General features: G+C 47.9%; 14 protein-coding genes. 3 read left to right on the plus strand and 11 right to left on the minus strand.

Annotated elements, in window-relative coordinates:
• Window positions 1-14: 14 nt before the first annotated feature.
• Genes BST96_RS18195 through BST96_RS18205 form a run of 3 tightly spaced genes read right to left on the minus strand, consistent with a single transcriptional unit; the run spans window position 15 to window position 6,483 of the window.
• Window positions 15-260 (minus strand): hypothetical protein, encoded by a 246-nt coding sequence (locus BST96_RS18195; protein WP_085760059.1) that lies wholly within the window; start codon window positions 258-260, stop codon window positions 15-17.
• Window positions 257-3,691: a UvrD-helicase domain-containing protein gene (locus tag BST96_RS18200; RefSeq protein ID WP_085760060.1), complete on the minus strand. Its 3,435-nt coding sequence runs from the start codon at window positions 3,689-3,691 to the stop codon at window positions 257-259. The genes BST96_RS18195 and BST96_RS18200 overlap by 4 nt, the downstream gene beginning before the upstream one ends.
• Window positions 3,688-6,483: a PD-(D/E)XK nuclease family protein gene (locus BST96_RS18205; RefSeq protein ID WP_085760061.1), complete on the minus strand. Its 2,796-nt coding sequence runs from the start codon at window positions 6,481-6,483 to the stop codon at window positions 3,688-3,690. The genes BST96_RS18200 and BST96_RS18205 overlap by 4 nt, the downstream gene beginning before the upstream one ends.
• A 205-nt stretch (window positions 6,484-6,688) precedes the next feature.
• Here BST96_RS18205 and BST96_RS18210 point away from each other — a divergent pair, with 205 nt between their 5' ends.
• Window positions 6,689-7,771 (plus strand): 3-deoxy-7-phosphoheptulonate synthase, encoded by a 1,083-nt coding sequence (locus BST96_RS18210; protein ID WP_085760062.1) that lies wholly within the window; start codon window positions 6,689-6,691, stop codon window positions 7,769-7,771.
• A gap of 46 nt (window positions 7,772-7,817) precedes the next feature.
• Here BST96_RS18210 and BST96_RS18215 read toward each other — a convergent pair whose 3' ends face one another.
• From BST96_RS18215 to BST96_RS18235, 5 genes are all read right to left on the minus strand, one after another.
• Complete coding sequence (locus BST96_RS18215; RefSeq protein WP_085760063.1) at window positions 7,818-8,153, minus strand: NIPSNAP family protein; 336 nt, start codon at window positions 8,151-8,153, stop codon at window positions 7,818-7,820.
• A gap of 63 nt (window positions 8,154-8,216) precedes the next feature.
• Window positions 8,217-10,505 (minus strand): TonB-dependent receptor, encoded by a 2,289-nt coding sequence (locus tag BST96_RS18220; RefSeq protein ID WP_085760064.1) that lies wholly within the window; start codon window positions 10,503-10,505, stop codon window positions 8,217-8,219.
• Window positions 10,506-10,892: 387 nt separating this feature from the next.
• Entirely contained in the window at window positions 10,893-11,402 is a 510-nt protein-coding gene (locus BST96_RS18225) for a nuclear transport factor 2 family protein (protein ID WP_085760065.1), read from the minus strand.
• A gap of 70 nt (window positions 11,403-11,472) precedes the next feature.
• The gene (locus BST96_RS18230; RefSeq protein ID WP_085760066.1) at window positions 11,473-12,243 is read right to left on the minus strand and encodes an SDR family oxidoreductase; all 771 of its coding nucleotides are present in this window, start codon (window positions 12,241-12,243) and stop codon (window positions 11,473-11,475) included.
• Between the two features lie 23 nt (window positions 12,244-12,266).
• A complete protein-coding gene (locus tag BST96_RS18235; protein ID WP_085760067.1) occupies window positions 12,267-13,070 on the minus strand; it encodes an enoyl-CoA hydratase/isomerase family protein in 804 nt (267 codons plus the stop codon).
• Between the two features lie 177 nt (window positions 13,071-13,247).
• Here BST96_RS18235 and BST96_RS18240 point away from each other — a divergent pair, with 177 nt between their 5' ends.
• The gene (locus BST96_RS18240; protein ID WP_085760068.1) at window positions 13,248-13,754 is read left to right on the plus strand and encodes a pyridoxamine 5'-phosphate oxidase family protein; all 507 of its coding nucleotides are present in this window, start codon (window positions 13,248-13,250) and stop codon (window positions 13,752-13,754) included.
• Between the two features lie 64 nt (window positions 13,755-13,818).
• A complete protein-coding gene (locus tag BST96_RS18245) occupies window positions 13,819-15,966 on the plus strand; it encodes a molybdopterin-containing oxidoreductase family protein (RefSeq protein WP_085760069.1) in 2,148 nt (715 codons plus the stop codon).
• Between the two features lie 37 nt (window positions 15,967-16,003).
• On the opposite strand, the gene BST96_RS18250 is transcribed toward BST96_RS18245, so the two are convergent.
• The 3 genes from BST96_RS18250 to BST96_RS18260 form a co-directional block, all read right to left on the minus strand.
• Window positions 16,004-16,642 carry a VPLPA-CTERM sorting domain-containing protein gene (locus BST96_RS18250; RefSeq protein ID WP_085760070.1) on the minus strand — a complete coding sequence of 213 codons (639 nt, stop codon included), beginning with the start codon at window positions 16,640-16,642 and terminating at the stop codon, window positions 16,004-16,006.
• Between the two features lie 168 nt (window positions 16,643-16,810).
• Window positions 16,811-17,986: a vWA domain-containing protein gene (locus BST96_RS18255; RefSeq protein WP_085760071.1), complete on the minus strand. Its 1,176-nt coding sequence runs from the start codon at window positions 17,984-17,986 to the stop codon at window positions 16,811-16,813.
• A 19-nt stretch (window positions 17,987-18,005) separates the two neighbouring features.
• Complete coding sequence (locus BST96_RS18260; RefSeq protein WP_085760072.1) at window positions 18,006-18,854, minus strand: AAA family ATPase; 849 nt, start codon at window positions 18,852-18,854, stop codon at window positions 18,006-18,008.
• Window positions 18,855-18,980: the final 126 nt, after the last annotated feature.

Below are 18,980 nucleotides of genomic sequence, written 5' to 3' on the forward strand. Positions count from 1 at the left end.
AAGCTGCCACCTGCTTAACGATCAATGGGGACGGGTAAAAACGCTTTATACTGCTCCACACACTGACGCTTTCGCTTAGCCAATAAAATTTCCTCTGAGCGGGAATGAAATACCAGCTTATTGACCTGCTCACAAGGTATGGATTTAAAATAAGACCAATCCCGATCCACCACACGCATTGATGGCTTGGGCTCATCCTGCTTATCAATAGCAAAGCAGTTACTGGTAAATAACAGCGTAACAAACAACCATCGAATCATAGGTCTAACTCGCACCAATAGGGATAATAAGTAAAATACAGGGCTGTCTTTATAACAAGCTGTTGCTCCAACCTCGCCGACAGCAGTTTTTTATAGTGGGCCAATTGATGCTGGTAATGCTCTATTTCACGGGCGACAAAATCCCGCTTCGACTCATTATCCTGCGGGCTTGATGTTTTATAATCAACAATCCATAACACATTCGCTGCATCAATAAAGCAGCGGTCAATACTATTACTTCTGACACTGCCATCAACGGTGGAAAGCAATGACAATTCGGCCAATGACTGGCTATGCTCAGGAGCAAAAAGCCAGCGTCCCTTTGCGTCAGTCAGCGTATTATCCACCGACCGTGTTATCTGCTCAATCGCCTGCGGCCATAACAGTTCGGGTAAATTGTGATAATGCAATAAGGCCTGCAACCACTGTTGCTGCTGTTGTTGAGTTTTTTCCAGCCAGCAATCCACGCCCTGTTTCACCATCACTTCAAACAGCCAGTGGCTAACTGTGCCAACAATCTGCGGTAAAGGATCAGTGACTGCCTGTGGAATATTTAAATCGTCACAGCCCTGCTCTGACATCGGCTCATCGTTCAGATAATAGTCTTGCAAGGGGTTGGGGAAGTTCCATGCTGGAGCGACCCAGTTAGCCCTCAGGCGTTGCAGCGATAAGGAAGACTGGTCAAAATCCAAACCAAACTGTTCGGCTTTTAAGTCTGCCACGGCCTCTGTCCACTGTACCTGCTGTTCCAGCACCGGCCAGGCACTGTGTAGCAAACTGTTTTGTGACGGCGGCTTAGGTAGATCGGTTTTGCTATCTTTTTCAGCAGTTAGCAAAATATGTAACTGTTTTATCGCGCGGGTAGCGGCCACATAAAACAGGCGCGTATTTTCTAAACGGGTACTCTGCTTTTGTTCAAAACGCAGATAACGATAAATGGAATCTTCTTCGTTGCCGGTGGCACCCAGCGGGCTCATAATCAAACCTGAGCTATGACCATCCGCCGATAAATATTCGCGCCACATTAATAGGCTTTTATCATCACTGCGTGGCTGTCTGGCCATAGCCGGCAGGATAACCCGATCAAACTCCAGCCCCTTGGCCTTATGAATAGTCATAACATGCAGCTGGCTATCGGTGGTTTGCGGTGCGGCATATAAACGCTGCACGGCCTGTTCAAATTCATCGATCGACGGTAATAGCTCGCCTTGTTGGTAATTCTCCAGCAGCTCAAAATAGTCATCAATAAAATCAAACTCACTGCGACTGGTCACCACAGCAGCGCCCCCCAATGCCATCCATACACCTTCAACCCAGCTGCGGGCAGACAGGCGATAACGTTGCTGGTAAGCAGCGCTCAAGATGGGAATAACGGCATTTAATCGCTGGCGGCCATGGGCGCTTAATGGGGCAAGTAGCTCAGGGTCTTGCATCGATGACCAGATGGAATAACGCCTGGAAAGCGCTAACAAGGCATGTAGGTCTGTATTATTTAACCCCAACCAGGGAGTTCTTAATAAGGCCGACCAGCTAATACGGTCTGCCGTATTAAACAGAGCCTTGGTCAGGCTTAATAGATCGAGGATAGGGCTATAACTGGCCAGAGGGTCAATATCCGTTGCATTCCAGGATAAGCCTGCACGACTTAAAGCCGGGATAATATCCCGCAGATGACTGCGATTACGCACCAAAATGGCAATACTGGCCCGGGGGTTTTCAGCCTGGCTGTGCTGAACTAACTGCACCACTCGTTCCGCCTCCTGCAGGCGGGCATCTTCACCCATAAAGCCTTCAACGGTGATCTCGCTACCGCTATCACTGGCGTTAAACGCTTCGGCATGCTCAAACGGCACAGCACCCCGGGATAAATTTTCCAGCAATGGAAACGCCTGGCTAAAGGTACTATTAATCCAGCTGACAATAGCCGGGTCCGAGCGAAAGTTGACGGTTAGCGGTAAGTCTTGCAACGGAACACCATTAAGCCCTTGCGCTCTGGCTTCCAGAAATAAGCCGACATTGGCTTCCCGAAAACCATAAATGGACTGCATGCCATCGCCAACAATAAATAAGGTGTTAGGTTTTTCTGGGTTAACACTGTTGTATTCTGACCACCCCTCTAACAAACGATCCAATAAACGAAACTGTGGGCTCGCCGTATCCTGAAATTCATCCACCAAAATATGGCAGAGCTGGTGATCCAGTTTCATCGCCAACTCGGTAGGACTTAGGCCGTCCCCCAGCGCCTGCAAAGCGGCCATGGAAATTTCACTATAATCCACCTCACCCTGCTGCTGAAACACCAGCGTAAGTTGTGCCACCAGGGTTGGCAGTAAGCGAGTTAGCGCCGCTAAAAGCTGCCACTGCTGTTGATCAAACTCCGCATCGGGCAAGTGACGCAACTCTAGCAACAGGGCTAATAAAGCGTCATTGTCATGAAAACCTTTTAGCAGCTCAACGTAGTTAGCCTTTAAGCTTTTAGCCAGCGCTTTATCGCCGTCCTGAGTTTCCGTGGGAAAACCGGCGCGCTTATCCACCGTTTTGCGCCAGCTATTGGATTGGGTCAATAACATATCGGCAATGGCGCGCCACTGGCTTAGCGCGACGGGGTCATTGGCAGGTAATTCGATAATGCCCGCCAAGGCGCAGATCGGCGAATCACTCTGCTGCCACTGCATATTACAGCCGGCATAATCTAATAGCGGCAGTAGTTCAGGCGCTATAGCTAGTAGTTCACTGTAAAGCTGCTCTAACACATCGCTAATCAACTGCTGCAAACTGAGCTCCAGCTTCTCCTTGGCCGTCTCTGGGTCACTGGAAATACCGATATGGATTAACCACTGGTCACGCCGCTGCAATAAGCCAATCAATAAGCGCTCTGCCTTAGCCATATCGTTATCGACATGGGCCATTAGCAACATCAGGTCATCAGCAAAATAGGTATTCTGCTCCAGTTGCTGTAGGAAATTATGGACTGCCATTTGATAGAGGCGCTGGGAGCTATCACTAACCTGTGGCTGGGCGCCGAAATTAGAGAGTATCGGCATTTGCCGTGTCAGGCTGGCACAGAGGCTATCAATGGTCTGCACTTTTAAACGGCCGGTATTTTCCAGTAAATGCCATTGGCACTGTTGGTCGCGGTCCAGCGCATCTCGGGCCAATTGCCAGGTCAGTTTTTTATGGGCCTGCTCGGGCTCCGGCGAACTGGCGGCAAATCGCAATGCATCAATAATACGATGGTGCATTTCTGCCGCCGCTTTACGGGTAAAGGTTATCGCCAATATGTCTTCGGGCTGGTCGGCGCTGGCAAGTAATTTTAATACGCGCTGGCTGAGTAATTCGGTTTTACCGGAACCCGCTGGCGCGGTTACACAGACTGAATGCAGAGGGTTTAGCGCTGCCAGGCGCTGCTCATTATCAACCGGCAATATCATAATGCTTCTACCTGCTGGTGGTTGATTCGGCAGGTGCTACTTAAATCACAGTACTGACAGGTTTTTGCCGGCGCCTTGGGGTCTACTGTGGCCTTGCCTGCCATAAAGTCCTCCGCCAAAGCGGACAGGATTTTTTGCCAATGCTGCTTAAGCTGCGACCAACCCATCACGCCGGCATCGGTTTTGTATTTTTCTTTCCATTGCAGCGCCGCCTCTGGAGAATCTTCTGCTCCAACCCCTTTGATAGCACTGCCATCTGCACGAATCTGAGCAAAGGCAATACCGCCGACAGTGTCGCCACCATTATCTGCCAACATACTATAGAGCGGCAATTGCGGCTCATCAGGACGATCGCCCCACCATTTGTTAATAGCGGTATTACCGGTTTTATAATCGATAATCACGCTACTGCCATCTTCCAGAGTGTCGACTCGATCGATGCGGGTTTCCAGCGTTAAATCTTTAACATGAAAGACTTGCCGGGCTTCGGTTGCCGTTACCGTAAAATCAGCACGTTTTTTTTCAATCCCCAGCCAGGCCAGCAGCAAAGGTTGTAGACGCTGCTGTTCCAGTTGCTGGTTACGCTCCCCCAGCCGATGGCTGAGTTTTTGTGAAAATTCATTGAGGGTATAGCGGCTGGTTTCCTGACAAAGCTGTTTAAGTTGATCGTCAGACAAATCCAGTAAAGCCTGCTGATTTTTTAGTTTCTGCCAGATCAGCTCCAGCGCGCGGTGTAAAATAGAACCCCGGTCTGCGGCATTAAGCCCTAACTCGGGCTGGGGCAAGGCGCGTAAAGCTAAACGGTGCGTAGCAAAGGCTCTAAACGGACAGGCCGATTGACTGGCAAATAGACTGCTACCGCCGCGAACTTTTTCGCCGGCAGACAGTACTGGTGCCAGGCCCGCATCAAATCCCTCCAGGGCCTGTGATTCAAAATGACGACGACGGATTTCACTCAGTGGTACCAGAGCGTCCAATGAACGCCCCAAAACCCTCTCAAGGCTGCTACGGGGGTAGGCATCAAACAGGCTGCTAACACTGGCAGGGTTATCATCAATAACAGCGGGTGAACTGACAACAATATGCTGCGCACTGGCGAGAAAGCGCTGGCTGAGATTTCTGGCAAACCGTAGCTCACGCTCGGCGCTTGCATGGGGCATGCCCTCTTGCCGCTGCAAGGCAAAAGGCAACAACGGATTGGGGCTTGGGGCAGGTGGCCATACTTTTTCTGACATGGATTGCAGCCATAAATGACTAAACTGCAAACCGGCCGCTTCCAGCGTACCCAATATTTGCAAGCTGGAGTCAGCGCTTTGCGGCTGAAAAATATGCCGCGATAAAATACTGCGAAGCGCTGTCACCGCTTCGCTATAGCTCATGGCACCGGTCACAAAATTAAGCGAGCTAAATTCCGTTAATATTTGCTGCCACTGGCTGACCTGTTGATACTCGGTACTATCTAAGCGCCGTTGCCCGGGCCAGCCCAGCAGGTCTACTACTTGCTCAAAGGTTTCACGCCACTGCAAAGCTGAGCGTGATTGACCCAGATTATGACTGCGCGATAATTCGGCAATAGCCTGAAGCTTTGTTACAAACGGCCAGGGCTCAATCTGCTCTGGCGCTATGCCCTGCTGCTCTGCTTCATGCTGTTGATAAGCTATGGAAATTTTTTCAGCCAGTTGCCGAAATCTGGCAACCGACAGCTCGAACATTCGCTCTTCCCGCACTGCCAGAATTAAACGACTGAACAATTCCTCGTCGTTCACATCCTGAGCATAAAAAGATGACTGGCACAGAGTTTGTAAGGTATCGATATCAACTGTTTGAAAGGCCAGTGACAGCGCATTTATAGACGCGCTAATAATCGGCGCTTCGATTAACGGGTAACCCGCAGAGAAGTTAAACGGCATATTACGTCTTGGGCTTGCAGCACCGAGCTCATCTAAGGGCTGGTTATAGGCTGGATCAAACACTTCCAAGAGTACACGGTGTACGGCCTGTCGCTGCTGCGCCAGATCCGGGATAACAATAGCGACACGGGCCTGTGGTGTATTTTTTAGTATGTGCTTGGCCCAAACCGCAGCGGCCAATAACTCCTGCTGGCTACTGTCGCACTCCACCACATTAACGCTAGCAGCCTCCGACAGTGGCGAATACTCGGTATAACCACCCGCACTCTTCATTAAGTGCTGATGAAGTGGTGTGATATCTTCAAAGCCAATCGCCAATATGCGCTCTTCCTGGGCCAGTACTCCCTGCGTAAACGCCTGGATAACGCGCTCGGTTATTTTTGCTGAGGGCAACCAGTGATGGTTTTCACAGCGCTGCTCAAATTGGTCAACCCACTGCAATAATACTGCTGCATCTTCATCGGCAGTCAGTTGCTCTCTGAGGTCTGCTTGACTGAGGTCCTGACGCCAATCGATCAGTGTACGGTAGGCACTGGCGGCCTGTTGTGCGGTAGCTGATGGGCGTAATAGTGCTGCCCCCAGGTTAGAGCCAGCAACAATTTGCTCCCATAAAGCATGCTCCTGCGTGGCGGTCAGTGGCTTGACGGTTAAAGCCAGAGGGTCGGCGCGGCCCAGCAGTTGCTGCCAACAGCGGTCAATCCACTGACTGATGGAATACACCGCCGGTGCGTCAACAACCGGGGCATTGATTTGCCCGCAGGCAATGGCATAGGCGGTGCGAATTCGGCTAGCCAGACGCTGGTTGGGGGTCAATATCAATTGACCGGCCGCCAATGGCTGCCAGATTGGCTTTACATCAAAAAATGAGAGTTGTGGAGGCATGGTGTTTTTTATGGCTAACGTGGATAAATTGTAACCTTCAGGCGGCTAAATACATAGGTTTTATAGTGACTACTGCCGCTTTTTCTAGCTTGGCTGCACATCTGCTGGCCAGATCGGCTACAATACTGGGCTAGCTTGCTTATTGGCCGACAACAGGCCGCTAACCACACAGACTAACGGCTAAGAATTTCCGGGATAAAGAACCATGAACGACAGCTCCATCACATCACAAGTAGATAATTTAAACGTGGAATCACAAGAAATCCTGATTACCCCTGAGCAGCTCAAGCAAGACTTACCCATGTCCGCAGCAGCGGCCAAAAGTATTGCCGATAGCCGCGAGGTGATCCGCAATATTCTCGACGGCAAAGATCACCGCTTATTTGTTGTGGTGGGCCCCTGCTCTATTCACGATGTTGATGCTGCTTTGGATTATGCCGCACGGCTTAAGGAGCTGGCCGCTGAAGTTGAAGATACGCTGTATATTGTTATGCGTGTCTATTTTGAAAAACCCCGTACTACCGTTGGTTGGAAAGGATTGATTAATGACCCGCACCTGAACGATACCTTTAAAATTCAGGAAGGGCTGCATATTGGTCGCAAACTATTATTAGATGTAGCTGAAATGGGCCTGCCTACTTCTACCGAAGCCCTTGACCCGATTTCACCCCAGTATATGCAAGACTGTATTGCCTGGTCAGCTATTGGCGCTCGCACTACCGAATCACAAACTCACCGCGAAATGGCCAGCGGCCTTTCTTCTGCCGTAGGGTTTAAAAATGGTACCGATGGTGGCTTACCCGTGGCTATGAACGCTATTCAATCGGCCAGCAAGCCACATCGCTTTTTAGGTATCAACGGTGAAGGTCAGGTTGCTGTTATCCATACTAAAGGCAACCCTTATGCCCATGTGGTACTGCGCGGTGGTTCAAAAGGTCCAAATTATGACTCAGTCCATATTGAGCTTACCGAGCAAGCTTTGGAAAAAGCCGGCGCTGCCAAGAATATTATGGTGGATTGCTCCCACGCTAATTCCAGCAAACAACCTTCACTTCAACCTGCGGTAATGGACGATGTCAGCAACCAGATCGTTGGCGGCAACACCTCGATTGTTGGTCTGATGATCGAATCCAATATTAATGAAGGCAATCAGTCAATTCCGGATGACTTATCGCAATTGAAATATGGTGTTTCGGTGACGGATGGCTGTATTGACTGGGAGACTACCGCTACTGCCTTACGCACTATGCGTGACAAAATCAAAGCGGTTTTGCCAACACGCCGGTAAGGCAATTAACGATGTGGCCGTGGAATTTAAGCCGCGCCACATCGTCTTATATAGCCCGACAGAAACGCGTCTCTCGTCGGACATAAATATCAAAACCCCCTTCAAGCTTGGCAAACACTTCATCCCACCGTTCACCAGTAAACGCTGCAGCCATCTGCTCATTGCGCTGCTCCATAGAGTCCCATTCAAGTATCCAGGTCACATTGGCCGGCCCGACAGCATCCATCGCCTCTCCTAACACTTCGACTTCAGTATTGTCATTCAACCAAAACCCAATCATTGGTAACTGCTGTTTTAAATAGGGTACGGCAATATATTCTGCCCAGTGCTTATAGGCTGAATAGGCATCAGCAGCGATATGGTAGTTACGAATTTCAATCATTGTTATTCCTTAAATAAAAAGACCGCCATAAGGCGGTCTTTTGTTTAACACAGTCTTTTAAGATTAGAACTTGGCAGTAAACTCTACGCCGTAGTCTTCACCCATTGAGTACTGACCGAAGTTTTCGATACCTGAGATAACCACAACACGGCGGGTTTTCTCATCAGTCAGGTTGCGAGCCCAAGCACTGATACGGTAACGCTCGTTAAACTCATAGTCGATAGACGCATCAACTGTTTCATGAGACTCCTGCTTTCCTACGTCAGCATTTAACAAAATGGTGTCGTAGTCATCAGTCCAGCGATAGTTCAGGTTAAATGCCAGATCACCGTTACCTACTTGCATAACGTACTGCGTACCGGCACTGAAAGTCCACTCAGGAGCGTTACGAAGATTCAGGTAAGAGTAATCCTGCTCACCACCACCTTGTACCAACTCAGCTTCGAAGTCAGAGTATTCTGAATCAAGGTAGCCAATAGAGGTACGCGCACTCCAGCCAGCAGTAACTTGAATTTCACCTTCAAATTCAAAGCCCAGCATTTCAACATCGGCAGCGTTAACTACAGAGGTATTACCTACATCTTTGATAACCTCTTCTTGCTTATCGCTGTATTCTGAATAGAACAAAGTCGCATTAGTAATCGCACGCCCATCCATCCAGGAACCTTTATAACCCAGTTCAAAAGTATCTACGTATTCGGGCTCATACTTGCTATCGAGAGAGAAGTCAGAGTTACGACCGAAGAAACCACCACTCTTGAAACCTTCTGCATAAGAGGCAAAGACCATGGAGTCATCATTGAGGTCATACTTGACGCCAATTTTTGGAGAAAACTCAGACCAGTCATCCTTGTCTGGATAATTGATAACAAGATCTTGCTGACCGCCATCGGGAGTAGCCGTCCAAACGGACCCATCTGGCATAACTGTACGCTGTTGAACAGCATTGAAGTCTTTCTCTTCATAGGTGTAACGGGCACCAACTGTTAGAGTCCAGTTGGGAGCAAAAACCCAGTCACTCTGGAAGAAGGCCGCATAGGATTCAACATCCTGACTCACATCAGAAATAGCATAGGCATCTCTTGGAGTTGGACCATAGTTAGGGAAAGACTGAACTGTGCCTAGCGGGAAGCCAAGAACAACATCCAGGTATTTATCCAACCAGAAAGGGAAATCATAAGACTCATAGTCTTGTTGAAGCTCTGACTCCCAGTAGTAAAGACCAGCCACGTAATTGAAGTTGTCATTAACTTCAGCAGAGAAACGAATTTCCTGACTTAACTGCTCAAACTGCTTGTTGTTAACAACATTGTTAAACTCAACAGCACTGGCATCAAACTCAGAATTGGTTGACTGATCAAGGTCACGATAACCTGTAATAGCTGTTAAAGTGCCTCCAGCAACATCCCAATTCATAGTCAATGTATAAGAATCTGTTTCAAAATCAGACCAGTTGCGGCCATTCATTGTACTGCGAGTTGGGCCACTGGCATCTGGTGTACAACCTCTTGGATCACCATCAACAAGGAATGGCACAAAGCATGCAGCTGTATTGGCATCATTAAAGTTTGCCCAGGCACCGGCATCCGTTTCATCATCAGTAAACTCATAAGTGAACTGAATATCAAAACTATCATTAACCTGCGCTAAAGCAGAAAAGCCATAGCTAGTGTAGTCAGTACCGCCTACATCTTCATTCAGGTTAACATTTTTGACATAACCGTCGCTTTCCAGATTAGAGCCAAAAACTTTTAAACCCACTTTATCTTCAATGATGGGCATATTCAGCACACCTTTGATTTCTTCACGACCATAGCGCCCAACATTGGCAGACACTTTACCGCCCCATTCCATAGTAGGCTTGGTGCGCTGAACATTGATAACACCACCGATAGTGTTTTTACCAAACAGTGTACCCTGTGGGCCACGTAAAATTTCCATACGCTCGATATCAAAGTTATCCAGCACCTGGCCGCCATTAAAGCCAAGATAAACACCATCTTGAATAATACCGATCGATGGATCTAATGTTTGTTCTGTTTCCTGATAGCTAACACCACGCATAGAAATAGCAGCACCACCGGGAACACCCATTACGGAGTCAACAACCAGGTTAGGTGCAATACCTTCAATATCTTTTAGATTTTGAATGGTTGAGCGCTCTAACTCTTTTGTTAAAGACGTTACAGCTACAGGAACATTCTGTAGAGATTCCTCACGCTTTCGCGCGGTGACCATAACTTCTTCAAGCACCAAACTTTCTTGCTGCGCAAAGGTCATTGTAGACATAACACTGCTAGTAGCTAATACAGCTAAGCCAGCAGCCCCTGTTGTTAATCGTCTTTTTATCATTGTTGTCTCCAGATTGGTTTTTATAATGATTAAAAATCCGCAATCGACAGGCAGATAGGCCGCCGACCGCAAATGGGTCTCACAAAGTTTGTAGCAAAATAATGGAGTAATAAGGAAAGAGTGTGCTGCTGTGAACGAGGACGGAGCATCGTCAGGGTTATAAACCCTGATAGGCAATAATTATAAAACGCCGCAATGACCATAATATGTCTTAACAGCATGTTTCCCCCGAAACATTATTATATAAATTGTTATTGTGTTCTTTGGGCTGAACTAAACATCGAATGCTGATAACTAAACGCATCCTACATCCCTTCAATATATATAGTAAACAACTATTTATAAATATTATTAATAATGCTAAGCACCTAACCAAAAGAGCTAAGGCTATGCATTCATCATCGCTATAGCGCGCTCAGCCGCTTCAGGAAATAAGGCAATATTACCTGAAGACCAATGCACATCTAACTGCGATTTACAAATCTTCCACTGGCCATCAACCTGACGATAATGATTGGTATATTCACCCACAACGGTTGCGATATCATCCGGCCCAATCACAGGGAACGACGGGTCTTTTAGTACGATATGGTCAGCGGTTAAATACGCTGAGCAACTAACAGAATCACCATCCACCTTAACCCGGTGGTTAGTAATAGCATGCTTGGTGCAATTAAAACCATTAATTGCTGTTTGCAAAATCACTAACCAATCATCGCCTTTGCGAGGAATTTCTGGCGCTCCGGTAGGTGCACTGATATCACCGTAATCAATATAAACCTCATCACAAAAACAACTGCGAACCAATGCCCAGTTTTTTGAATCCAGCCCTTCTGCATAGGCGTTATAATTTGCGATCAACTCGCTTTGTAATTGCAGGTCAGTTGTAGATGACATGATTTACCCTTTATAAAGTAGTTTTGTAATTATTCTTATACGTATTAGTACGTAACTGCTAAATCATTGATTAATGCTTTGGCACGACGCCTTCTGTAATAGTGGTAGTGTTATCGACAACCATCTCTGCACCATTAACAGACTTCGATTCATCGGAGGCTAAAAATAAGGCCATATTGCCAATATCTTCTGGCTCTCCCACCCAAATATTGCTCATAGCTTCTGCCACTGCCGGATCATTCGCCCGCACAATATCAACCATACCGCTAAGCATAGGGGTTGCCATATTGCCCGGGTGAACAGAATTACAACGGATACCATAACCTTCCTGAGCACTTAAACAGGCAATGGATTTGGTCATGCCACGAATAGCACTTTTGGAAGCAGCATAGGCAAAAATCATCGGCCCGCCCTGAATACTGGCGGTAGAACACATATTAATAATAGAGCCACCGCCATTGTCTTTCATAACACGCACGGCATGTTTGCAACCAAAGAAAGTACCATCGGTACCTACGGCATTTATTTTTCGCCACATATCTTCGGTGGTTTGTTCAATGCTGGCCAACTCCACAATACCCGCAGAATTTAGCAGCACATCCAAACGGCCATGTCTGGCAACAACATCATCAATCAGATCGATCCAGGCTTGCTCACTGGTAACGTTTAAAGTGGCAAACTCAGCACGGGGGATTTTGGCCGCTTCCGCTTCACCCAGCTCACTGTTGATATCCGCCATAATCACCGTAGCGCCCTCTTCTGCCAAACGCTTGGCCGAGGCCAAACCTAAACCTGAAGCACCACCGGTAATGATTGCGATTTTATTCTCTACTCTACCCATAGCTTTATCTCTTACTTATTATTCTACTGATCGTACTGGTTAAGTTCTGCAATGCTGACGCCCTGATCATAGTTAGATTGGGCCTCCTGCATACCCTGTCTTGCCTCATCACTGACAACCAGACTAACGAAGGTTTCCTGTTCAAAAGCCATGGCTTTATCTAACGGTAATACTTCGCTGGCATTTAATATGGTTTTCAGCCCCGTTGTCGCGGCATTGGATTTGCTAGTAATTTGCCGCGCCCAGTCCAAAGCCGTTGCCAGTGCAGCGCCCTTGGGCACAACACGGTTAATGGCCCCTAAATCAAATAGTCGCTGAGCCGAAGCCGCTTTACCTAAAAGCACCATTTCATTGGTTAAGGTACGGCCTGCCAAACGGGATAAACGGCTACAGCCTCCTATCCCGGTAGTTAAATGAATATTGATCTCGGGCTGGGCAAAGCGAGCCTGCTGCTCTGCGATTCTGAAATCACAGGCCCAACCCAATTCAGCACCACCGCCCGAGCAATCACCGCTAATGGCGGCAATCGTGATGACTTCCGGCCGGGCCAGTTCATCCAAAGCGGGGAACCAACCTCCCGCGACTGCCGTGGTATCTTTACCAGCGACGGTATTATCAAGATCCCGAAGCCAGGCATGCTCCAGCCAGTGCCCCTCCAGGCTTGAGGCTAATATAATCACCCTGGCACCCTGCTCCCGGCAGGCTTTTAAGGCTTCAGCTATTTCCGCAATGGCTGCCCAGCAGAGCTGGTTTTGGCGCTCGGCATCGGCAAAGCCAAGCACCGCTATCTGCGGCTCTGTCCATTCAATGGTTAGCTGGTGGCTCAAGGCGAGCGATACCTCTTATTTCATGGGCTTTATTGCTACTAATCCCACTTGCATTAATCTCTTGGCATGATACCTTAGCAGAAAAACAGTCAGGACGTACTGTTTATAATAAAAAGTTTAGGCACAGATAGCAATACACGAATGATAGTAAAAAGCATTAATTGAGGTTAAGTAGCAATGAGCGATAAAGATGTAGAAAATTATGATGATGTCACCATGTATGGCCTGACGGCCCAGAAGGAAGAGGAGCTGCTGCTTAAGCAGAATGAGCTCACCTTTATCTGGACCAATAAAGCCGGCCACGGCATGGGCGTGACCATGAGCTATATATGGCGCAAGGGCAGTATCTGGGTAACGGCCACGGAACAGCGTGCCCGCATGAAAGCCCTGGCTCGCGACCCCCGTTGCAGCGTGGTTATCTCCAGTGCCGGTACCGATATCGATGTCAGCCAGTCAATTACCTTTAAAGGCAGTGCTATTTTGCACCGCGACCAAGCCACCAAAGATTGGTTCTACCCTGACTTTGCCCGCCATGCCAATAGCCCGGCCCCCACCCCGGAAGCCTTTGTAGAGTTTCTGGATACCGAAGGCCGAATTATTATTGAAGTGATACCGGAGAAGTCGATTAAATTTGATGGTGGTATGATGCGGGATAAAACCTCTGAAGCGATTAATAACCGCTAGATGGTCATTCCCGCGCAGGCGGGAATGACAGCAATACCGACATAATTTTAATAAGGTAGCAGCCATGGTCGAAACCAAGAAAACCTTTTGCCGATTTTGTCATGTCTTCTGCGGCTTGGAAGTCGATATTGAAGATAATACAATTATTGCTGTACGCGGTGACCACGACAACCCTGTCTCCGAAGGCTATACCTGCCCTAAAGGGCGCGCGGAGGTTGAGCGTATTAACCACCCGGAACGGGTCAGACAATCACAGAAGAATGTCGATGGGCAGTTTCAGCCGATTGATACCAGCACGGCGATCGATGAAATAGGCGATAAGCTACGCCAGATTATCGACGAGCACGGCCCGGAGTCTGTGGCTGTTTATGTCGGCTGTGGTGGCCATCGCACGGCATCGGGCGGCCCCTGGTATATCGATAAGTGGTTGCGCTCGTTTAATTCACACCGCCTCTACACTTCAATGACCATTGACTCACCCTCTTTGATTATTGCCTATGATCGTCTTTATGGTGGCCCCCTACCACTGACCGTTTTTGATATCGACCATGCTGACAGTGCGATGTTTGTGGCAACCAACCCTATTGTGTCGCACCAGTGGTCAATGCCTCAATCCAACCCGGCTACCCGGCTGAAGAAAGCGTTAAAGCGGGGTATGAAAATGGTGGTGATTGATCCACGGCGATCGGATATTGCCGATAAGGCCCATATCCATTTACAGGTTAAACCCGGCGAAGATGCCACCTTGTTGGCCTGCCTGCTGCGGGAAATTATTGATAACGACTGGTATGACAAAGACTATGTCGCCAACTATGTCAGTGGCTTTGATGAGCTTTGCACTGCCCTTAAACCCTTTGACCTAAGCTATACCGAACAACGTACCGGCTGCGCCGCCGCCGATATTACTGAGGCCGCCAGAATTTTCGCCACCGCTAAAAGTGGTGCTGCGGTTTCCGGCACCGGTTTGCATATGGCGCGCCATCAGAATCTGGCCACTCAGTTAGTTATGACCTTTAATGCACTCTGCGGCCGCCTGGACCGCCGTGGTGGCATGACCCATATTCCCGGCACTCTGGCTCCAAGGTTGGCTCCCGCCGGTGAAAGGCAGCCGTTTCCGATTTCGCTGCGCACCGAGCACCGCTCACGGGTACGGGATATTCAAGGGATTGTTGGTTTATTTGGTTATCAGGAAATGCCCACCAATACCCTCACCGATGAAATTCTTACTGCGGGCAAAGGCCAGATCAAAGCGCTGATTGTTAATGGCGGTAACCCGGCATTGGTCTTTAGTGATACTAACACTACGATTAAGGCGCTTAACAAGCTCGACCTTCTTGTGGTCAATGATTTATTTATGTCTGCCACCGCCAAACATGCCGACTATGTTATGGCGATCAAACACCCCTTTGAACGGGTTGATATCCCCATGCTGGCAGATACCTTTACCCCCTTCTCCTTTCAGCAGTACAGCGAGAAAATGGTTGAGGCGGAAGATGATGTTATTGAAGAGTGGGAATTTTTCTGGCGTGCTGCCCAGCGTATGGGGGTAGATTTTAGCCTGCCCGGTGTGGCCTCCGATAGCAACCCATCCGCTGACGATATTATTAAGGGGCTAAGCCCCACGGCCCGAATTCCTCTGGATGAAATAAAAGCGGCCTCTCCCAGCGGCCAGGCCTACGATAATAAAATCACCGAAGTCGGCGGTATTATTCCAGATATGATTTGCCACGATGATCGACGCCTTGCTGCAGGCCACCCTGAGGTTATTAGCGAACTGGCGGAGGTTTATGCCGAGCAGGTTTTTGACAATGGCAGTTATACCAGCCAGCAGGATTTTGAGTTTCGTTTAATTACTTACCGCATGCGTGAGGCTTATTGCACCACTGGACAAAACTTACCCAGCCTACAAAAAAAGCGCAGTTATAATCCCGCACTGATTAACCCTGATGATATGCAGCGTTTGGCTTTAGCGGACGGTGACCTGATTACGATTGAAAGTGGCCACGGTAAGATAGAAGCGATTGCCGAAGCTAATAATACAATGGGTAAAGGCACTGTCGGTCTTGCCCATGGCTGGGGTGACCCCGCAGATGATAGACCTGTGCGGGAAAAAGGCAGCAATGTGCAATACCTTATTCCACGGGATATTGATTATGATAAGTTGACCGGGCTCGCCCAGCAGAGTGCGATAGCGGTGAATATTTCAAAATAAAAAAGCTCCATAAGGAGCTTTGTCTTGAGCGTTAGGCTTATTGTCTGCGCTTGATAGCTGCCAGCCCCAGCAAGCCCGAGCCAAACAGCCATAAAGCTGCGGGGACCGGCACTACCGCTATCGAAGGTAAAGCGGGCAATGCTTCTTGCGGTAAACTAGCCAATGTAGCCGACATCACCAGATCCGCATCTGCAAAACCCAAACCGTCGCCCAGATCGAATAGGTCGTAGTCTCTAAGTACAAAGGTTCCCGGCACAGTATCAACGATACTGTCAAACGCCAGGGCAGAAGGTATATTTAAACTGACGGAGGAACAAATAAGCGTCTCCCCTTCGCAGGCAGTCACCACTTCTAAACCCGCACCACTGCTAAGACTGATATCACCATCAACAAAAATATCCGCTGTACCAACAAGACTATTAACCGTATTAACAACAGTGTAAGTAAATGAGTCACCAATTACCTGACCTTCACCAACAATTGTTGTAGTATCGTTAACAAAAGTCGCTGTCCGTCCTACGACTCTGGACTCACCAATAATATTATAGACAGTACCTAAGTCACCTCCACCTTCAGAACCATCACCGCCACCAGATTCATCGTGACCACCAGCACTCGCTATTAAAGGGGAAATTAGAAGAGCAGAAAAAACACTAACAAAAAGAAAGTTTTTCATTGGGAATCAATCCTTTTTTATAATTATTAATAAGCACACCAAGGGTATACTTGACGCCAAACAACCTAGAGCCATCTAAGTTGTCGTGACCGAAAATCACTTTGCAATAAAACGGGGAGCTTGTCCAGCCAAGCACAAGCAAAGCCAAACTTATACATCCAGAGAAAATTACTTAGACAAGTAACTCATACCCTCTTCCAGACCTCTAACGGTAAGTGGGTACATATGCCCCTCCAACAACTGGCTGGTTAGATCAATAGAATGGGTATAATTCCACTGCTCAGGTGGCACCGGATTTATCCAAATCACTCTTTCATAGGTTTCTTTTAAGCGCCTCATCCAGACCTCACCGGACTCTTCATTCCAGTGCTCAACACTGCCACCGGGCTGTAGAATTTCATAGGGAGACATAGAGGCATCGCCAATAAAGACGACTTTATAATCCGAGCTGTATTTGTGCAGGATATCCAACATATTTAAACGCTCAGTATGGCGGCGAATATTATTATCCCAGACCGATTCATAAATAAAATTATGGAAATAGAAATATTCCATATGTTTAAATTCAGAACGGGCGGCAGAGAACATTTCTTCGCAAACTTTGATATGCGGATCCATGGAACCACCGACATCAAAGAAAAGCAGTACCTTTACCGCATTGTGCCGCTCCGGCACCATTTTAATATCCAGTAAACCGGCATTGCTGGCGGTAGAGCGAATAGTGTCATCCATATCCAATTCGTCTTCTGCACCGGTACGGGCAAACTTTCTTAAGCGACGCAGTGCGACTTTGATATTGCGGGTGCCCAACTCAACATTGTCATCGAGATTTTTAAATTCGCGTTTTTCCCAGACCTTGACGGCTTGCTTATTACGGCTCTCACCACCAATACGCATGCCCTCTGGATTGTAGCCACCATGCCCAAAGGGGCTGGTGCCGCCGGTGCCAATCCACTTGTTACCGCCCTGATGTTTTTTCTTTTGTTCTTCGAGGCGCTTTTTAAATTCTTCAATCAGCTTATCTAAACCACCCAGCGTTTCGATTTTATCTTTTTCTTCCTGAGTTAACTGCTTGGTAAATTCCTGACGTAGCCAGTCTTCAGGAATCATTGCCTCGATCACATCTTCAAGGGTTTCCAAATCACGGAAGTAAACCCCAAAGGCACGGTCAAAACGATCAAAGTATTTTTCATCTTTAACCAGAATAGTTCGGCTCAGATAATAGAACTCATCAATATCGGCAAAGGCAAGATGGTTTTTCAGCGCCAGAATTAAATCCAGCAGCTCTTTAATAGAGACTGGTACACCGGCTCTTTTTAGTACCTGAAAGAAACTGACCAACATAGCTGATAACTCGATCTATTTAGTTGCGCTGTTCACGACGATGCATAAAGGCCAGACGCTCCAGCATATGCACATCCTGCTCATTTTTCAGCAGTGCGCCATAAAGCGGTGGAATCGCTTTGCTATTGTCATGATTTTTCAGGATTTCATTAGGAATATCGTCGGCCATTAATAATTTAAGCCAATCAATTAATTCTGAGGTTGAGGGCTTTTTCTTCAGGCCTGGAATAGAGCGAACATCGAAAAATAGCTCCAGCGCTTCGTTAACCAGATCCTGCTGAATATTCGGGTAGTGCACATCAACAATACGACGCATGGTGTCGTGGTCAGGGAAGTTAATAAAATGGAAGAAGCAGCGACGCAAAAAGGCATCGGGGAGCTCTTTTTCATTGTTACTGGTAATAATAATAATCGGGCGGTGTTTGGCCTTGATGGTCTCACCGGTCTCGTAAACAAAAAACTCCATTTTATCGAGCTCGACTAACAGGTCGTTAGGGAATTCAATATCGGCCTTATCGACTTCATCAATCAATAATACAACCTGCTTATCGGCATCAAAGGCTTCCCACATTTTGCCTTTTTTGATGTAGTTGCCGATATCGTGAACCTTGTCATCACCCAGCTGCGAGTCACGCAGACGAGAGACCGCGTCATACTCGTAAAGGCCCTGCTGGGCTTTGGTAGTGGATTTGATATGCCATTGGATTAAGGGCATGCCCAGAGATTCGGCCACCTGCTCTGCCAGCAGGGTTTTACCTGTGCCGGGCTCACCCTTGATCAATAGCGGGCGCTGCAGTGTAACGGCTGCATTGACCGCCAGTTGTAAGTCTTCAGTTGCTACGTAGGAGTCGGTGCCTTGAAACTTCATATTAAAACCATGCTGATCTTGAAAAAGGCCGCATAGACTAACGATTGTGGGCTATATTGGCAAGGTGATAGTAGGGCTTTTAGGGTGGGCAATAACGGTCATTAATCAGGGAAATACCCGCTGGGT

The organism is Oceanicoccus sagamiensis, assembly GCF_002117105.1.
Classification (GTDB): domain Bacteria; phylum Pseudomonadota; class Gammaproteobacteria; order Pseudomonadales; family Dasaniaceae; genus Oceanicoccus; species Oceanicoccus sagamiensis.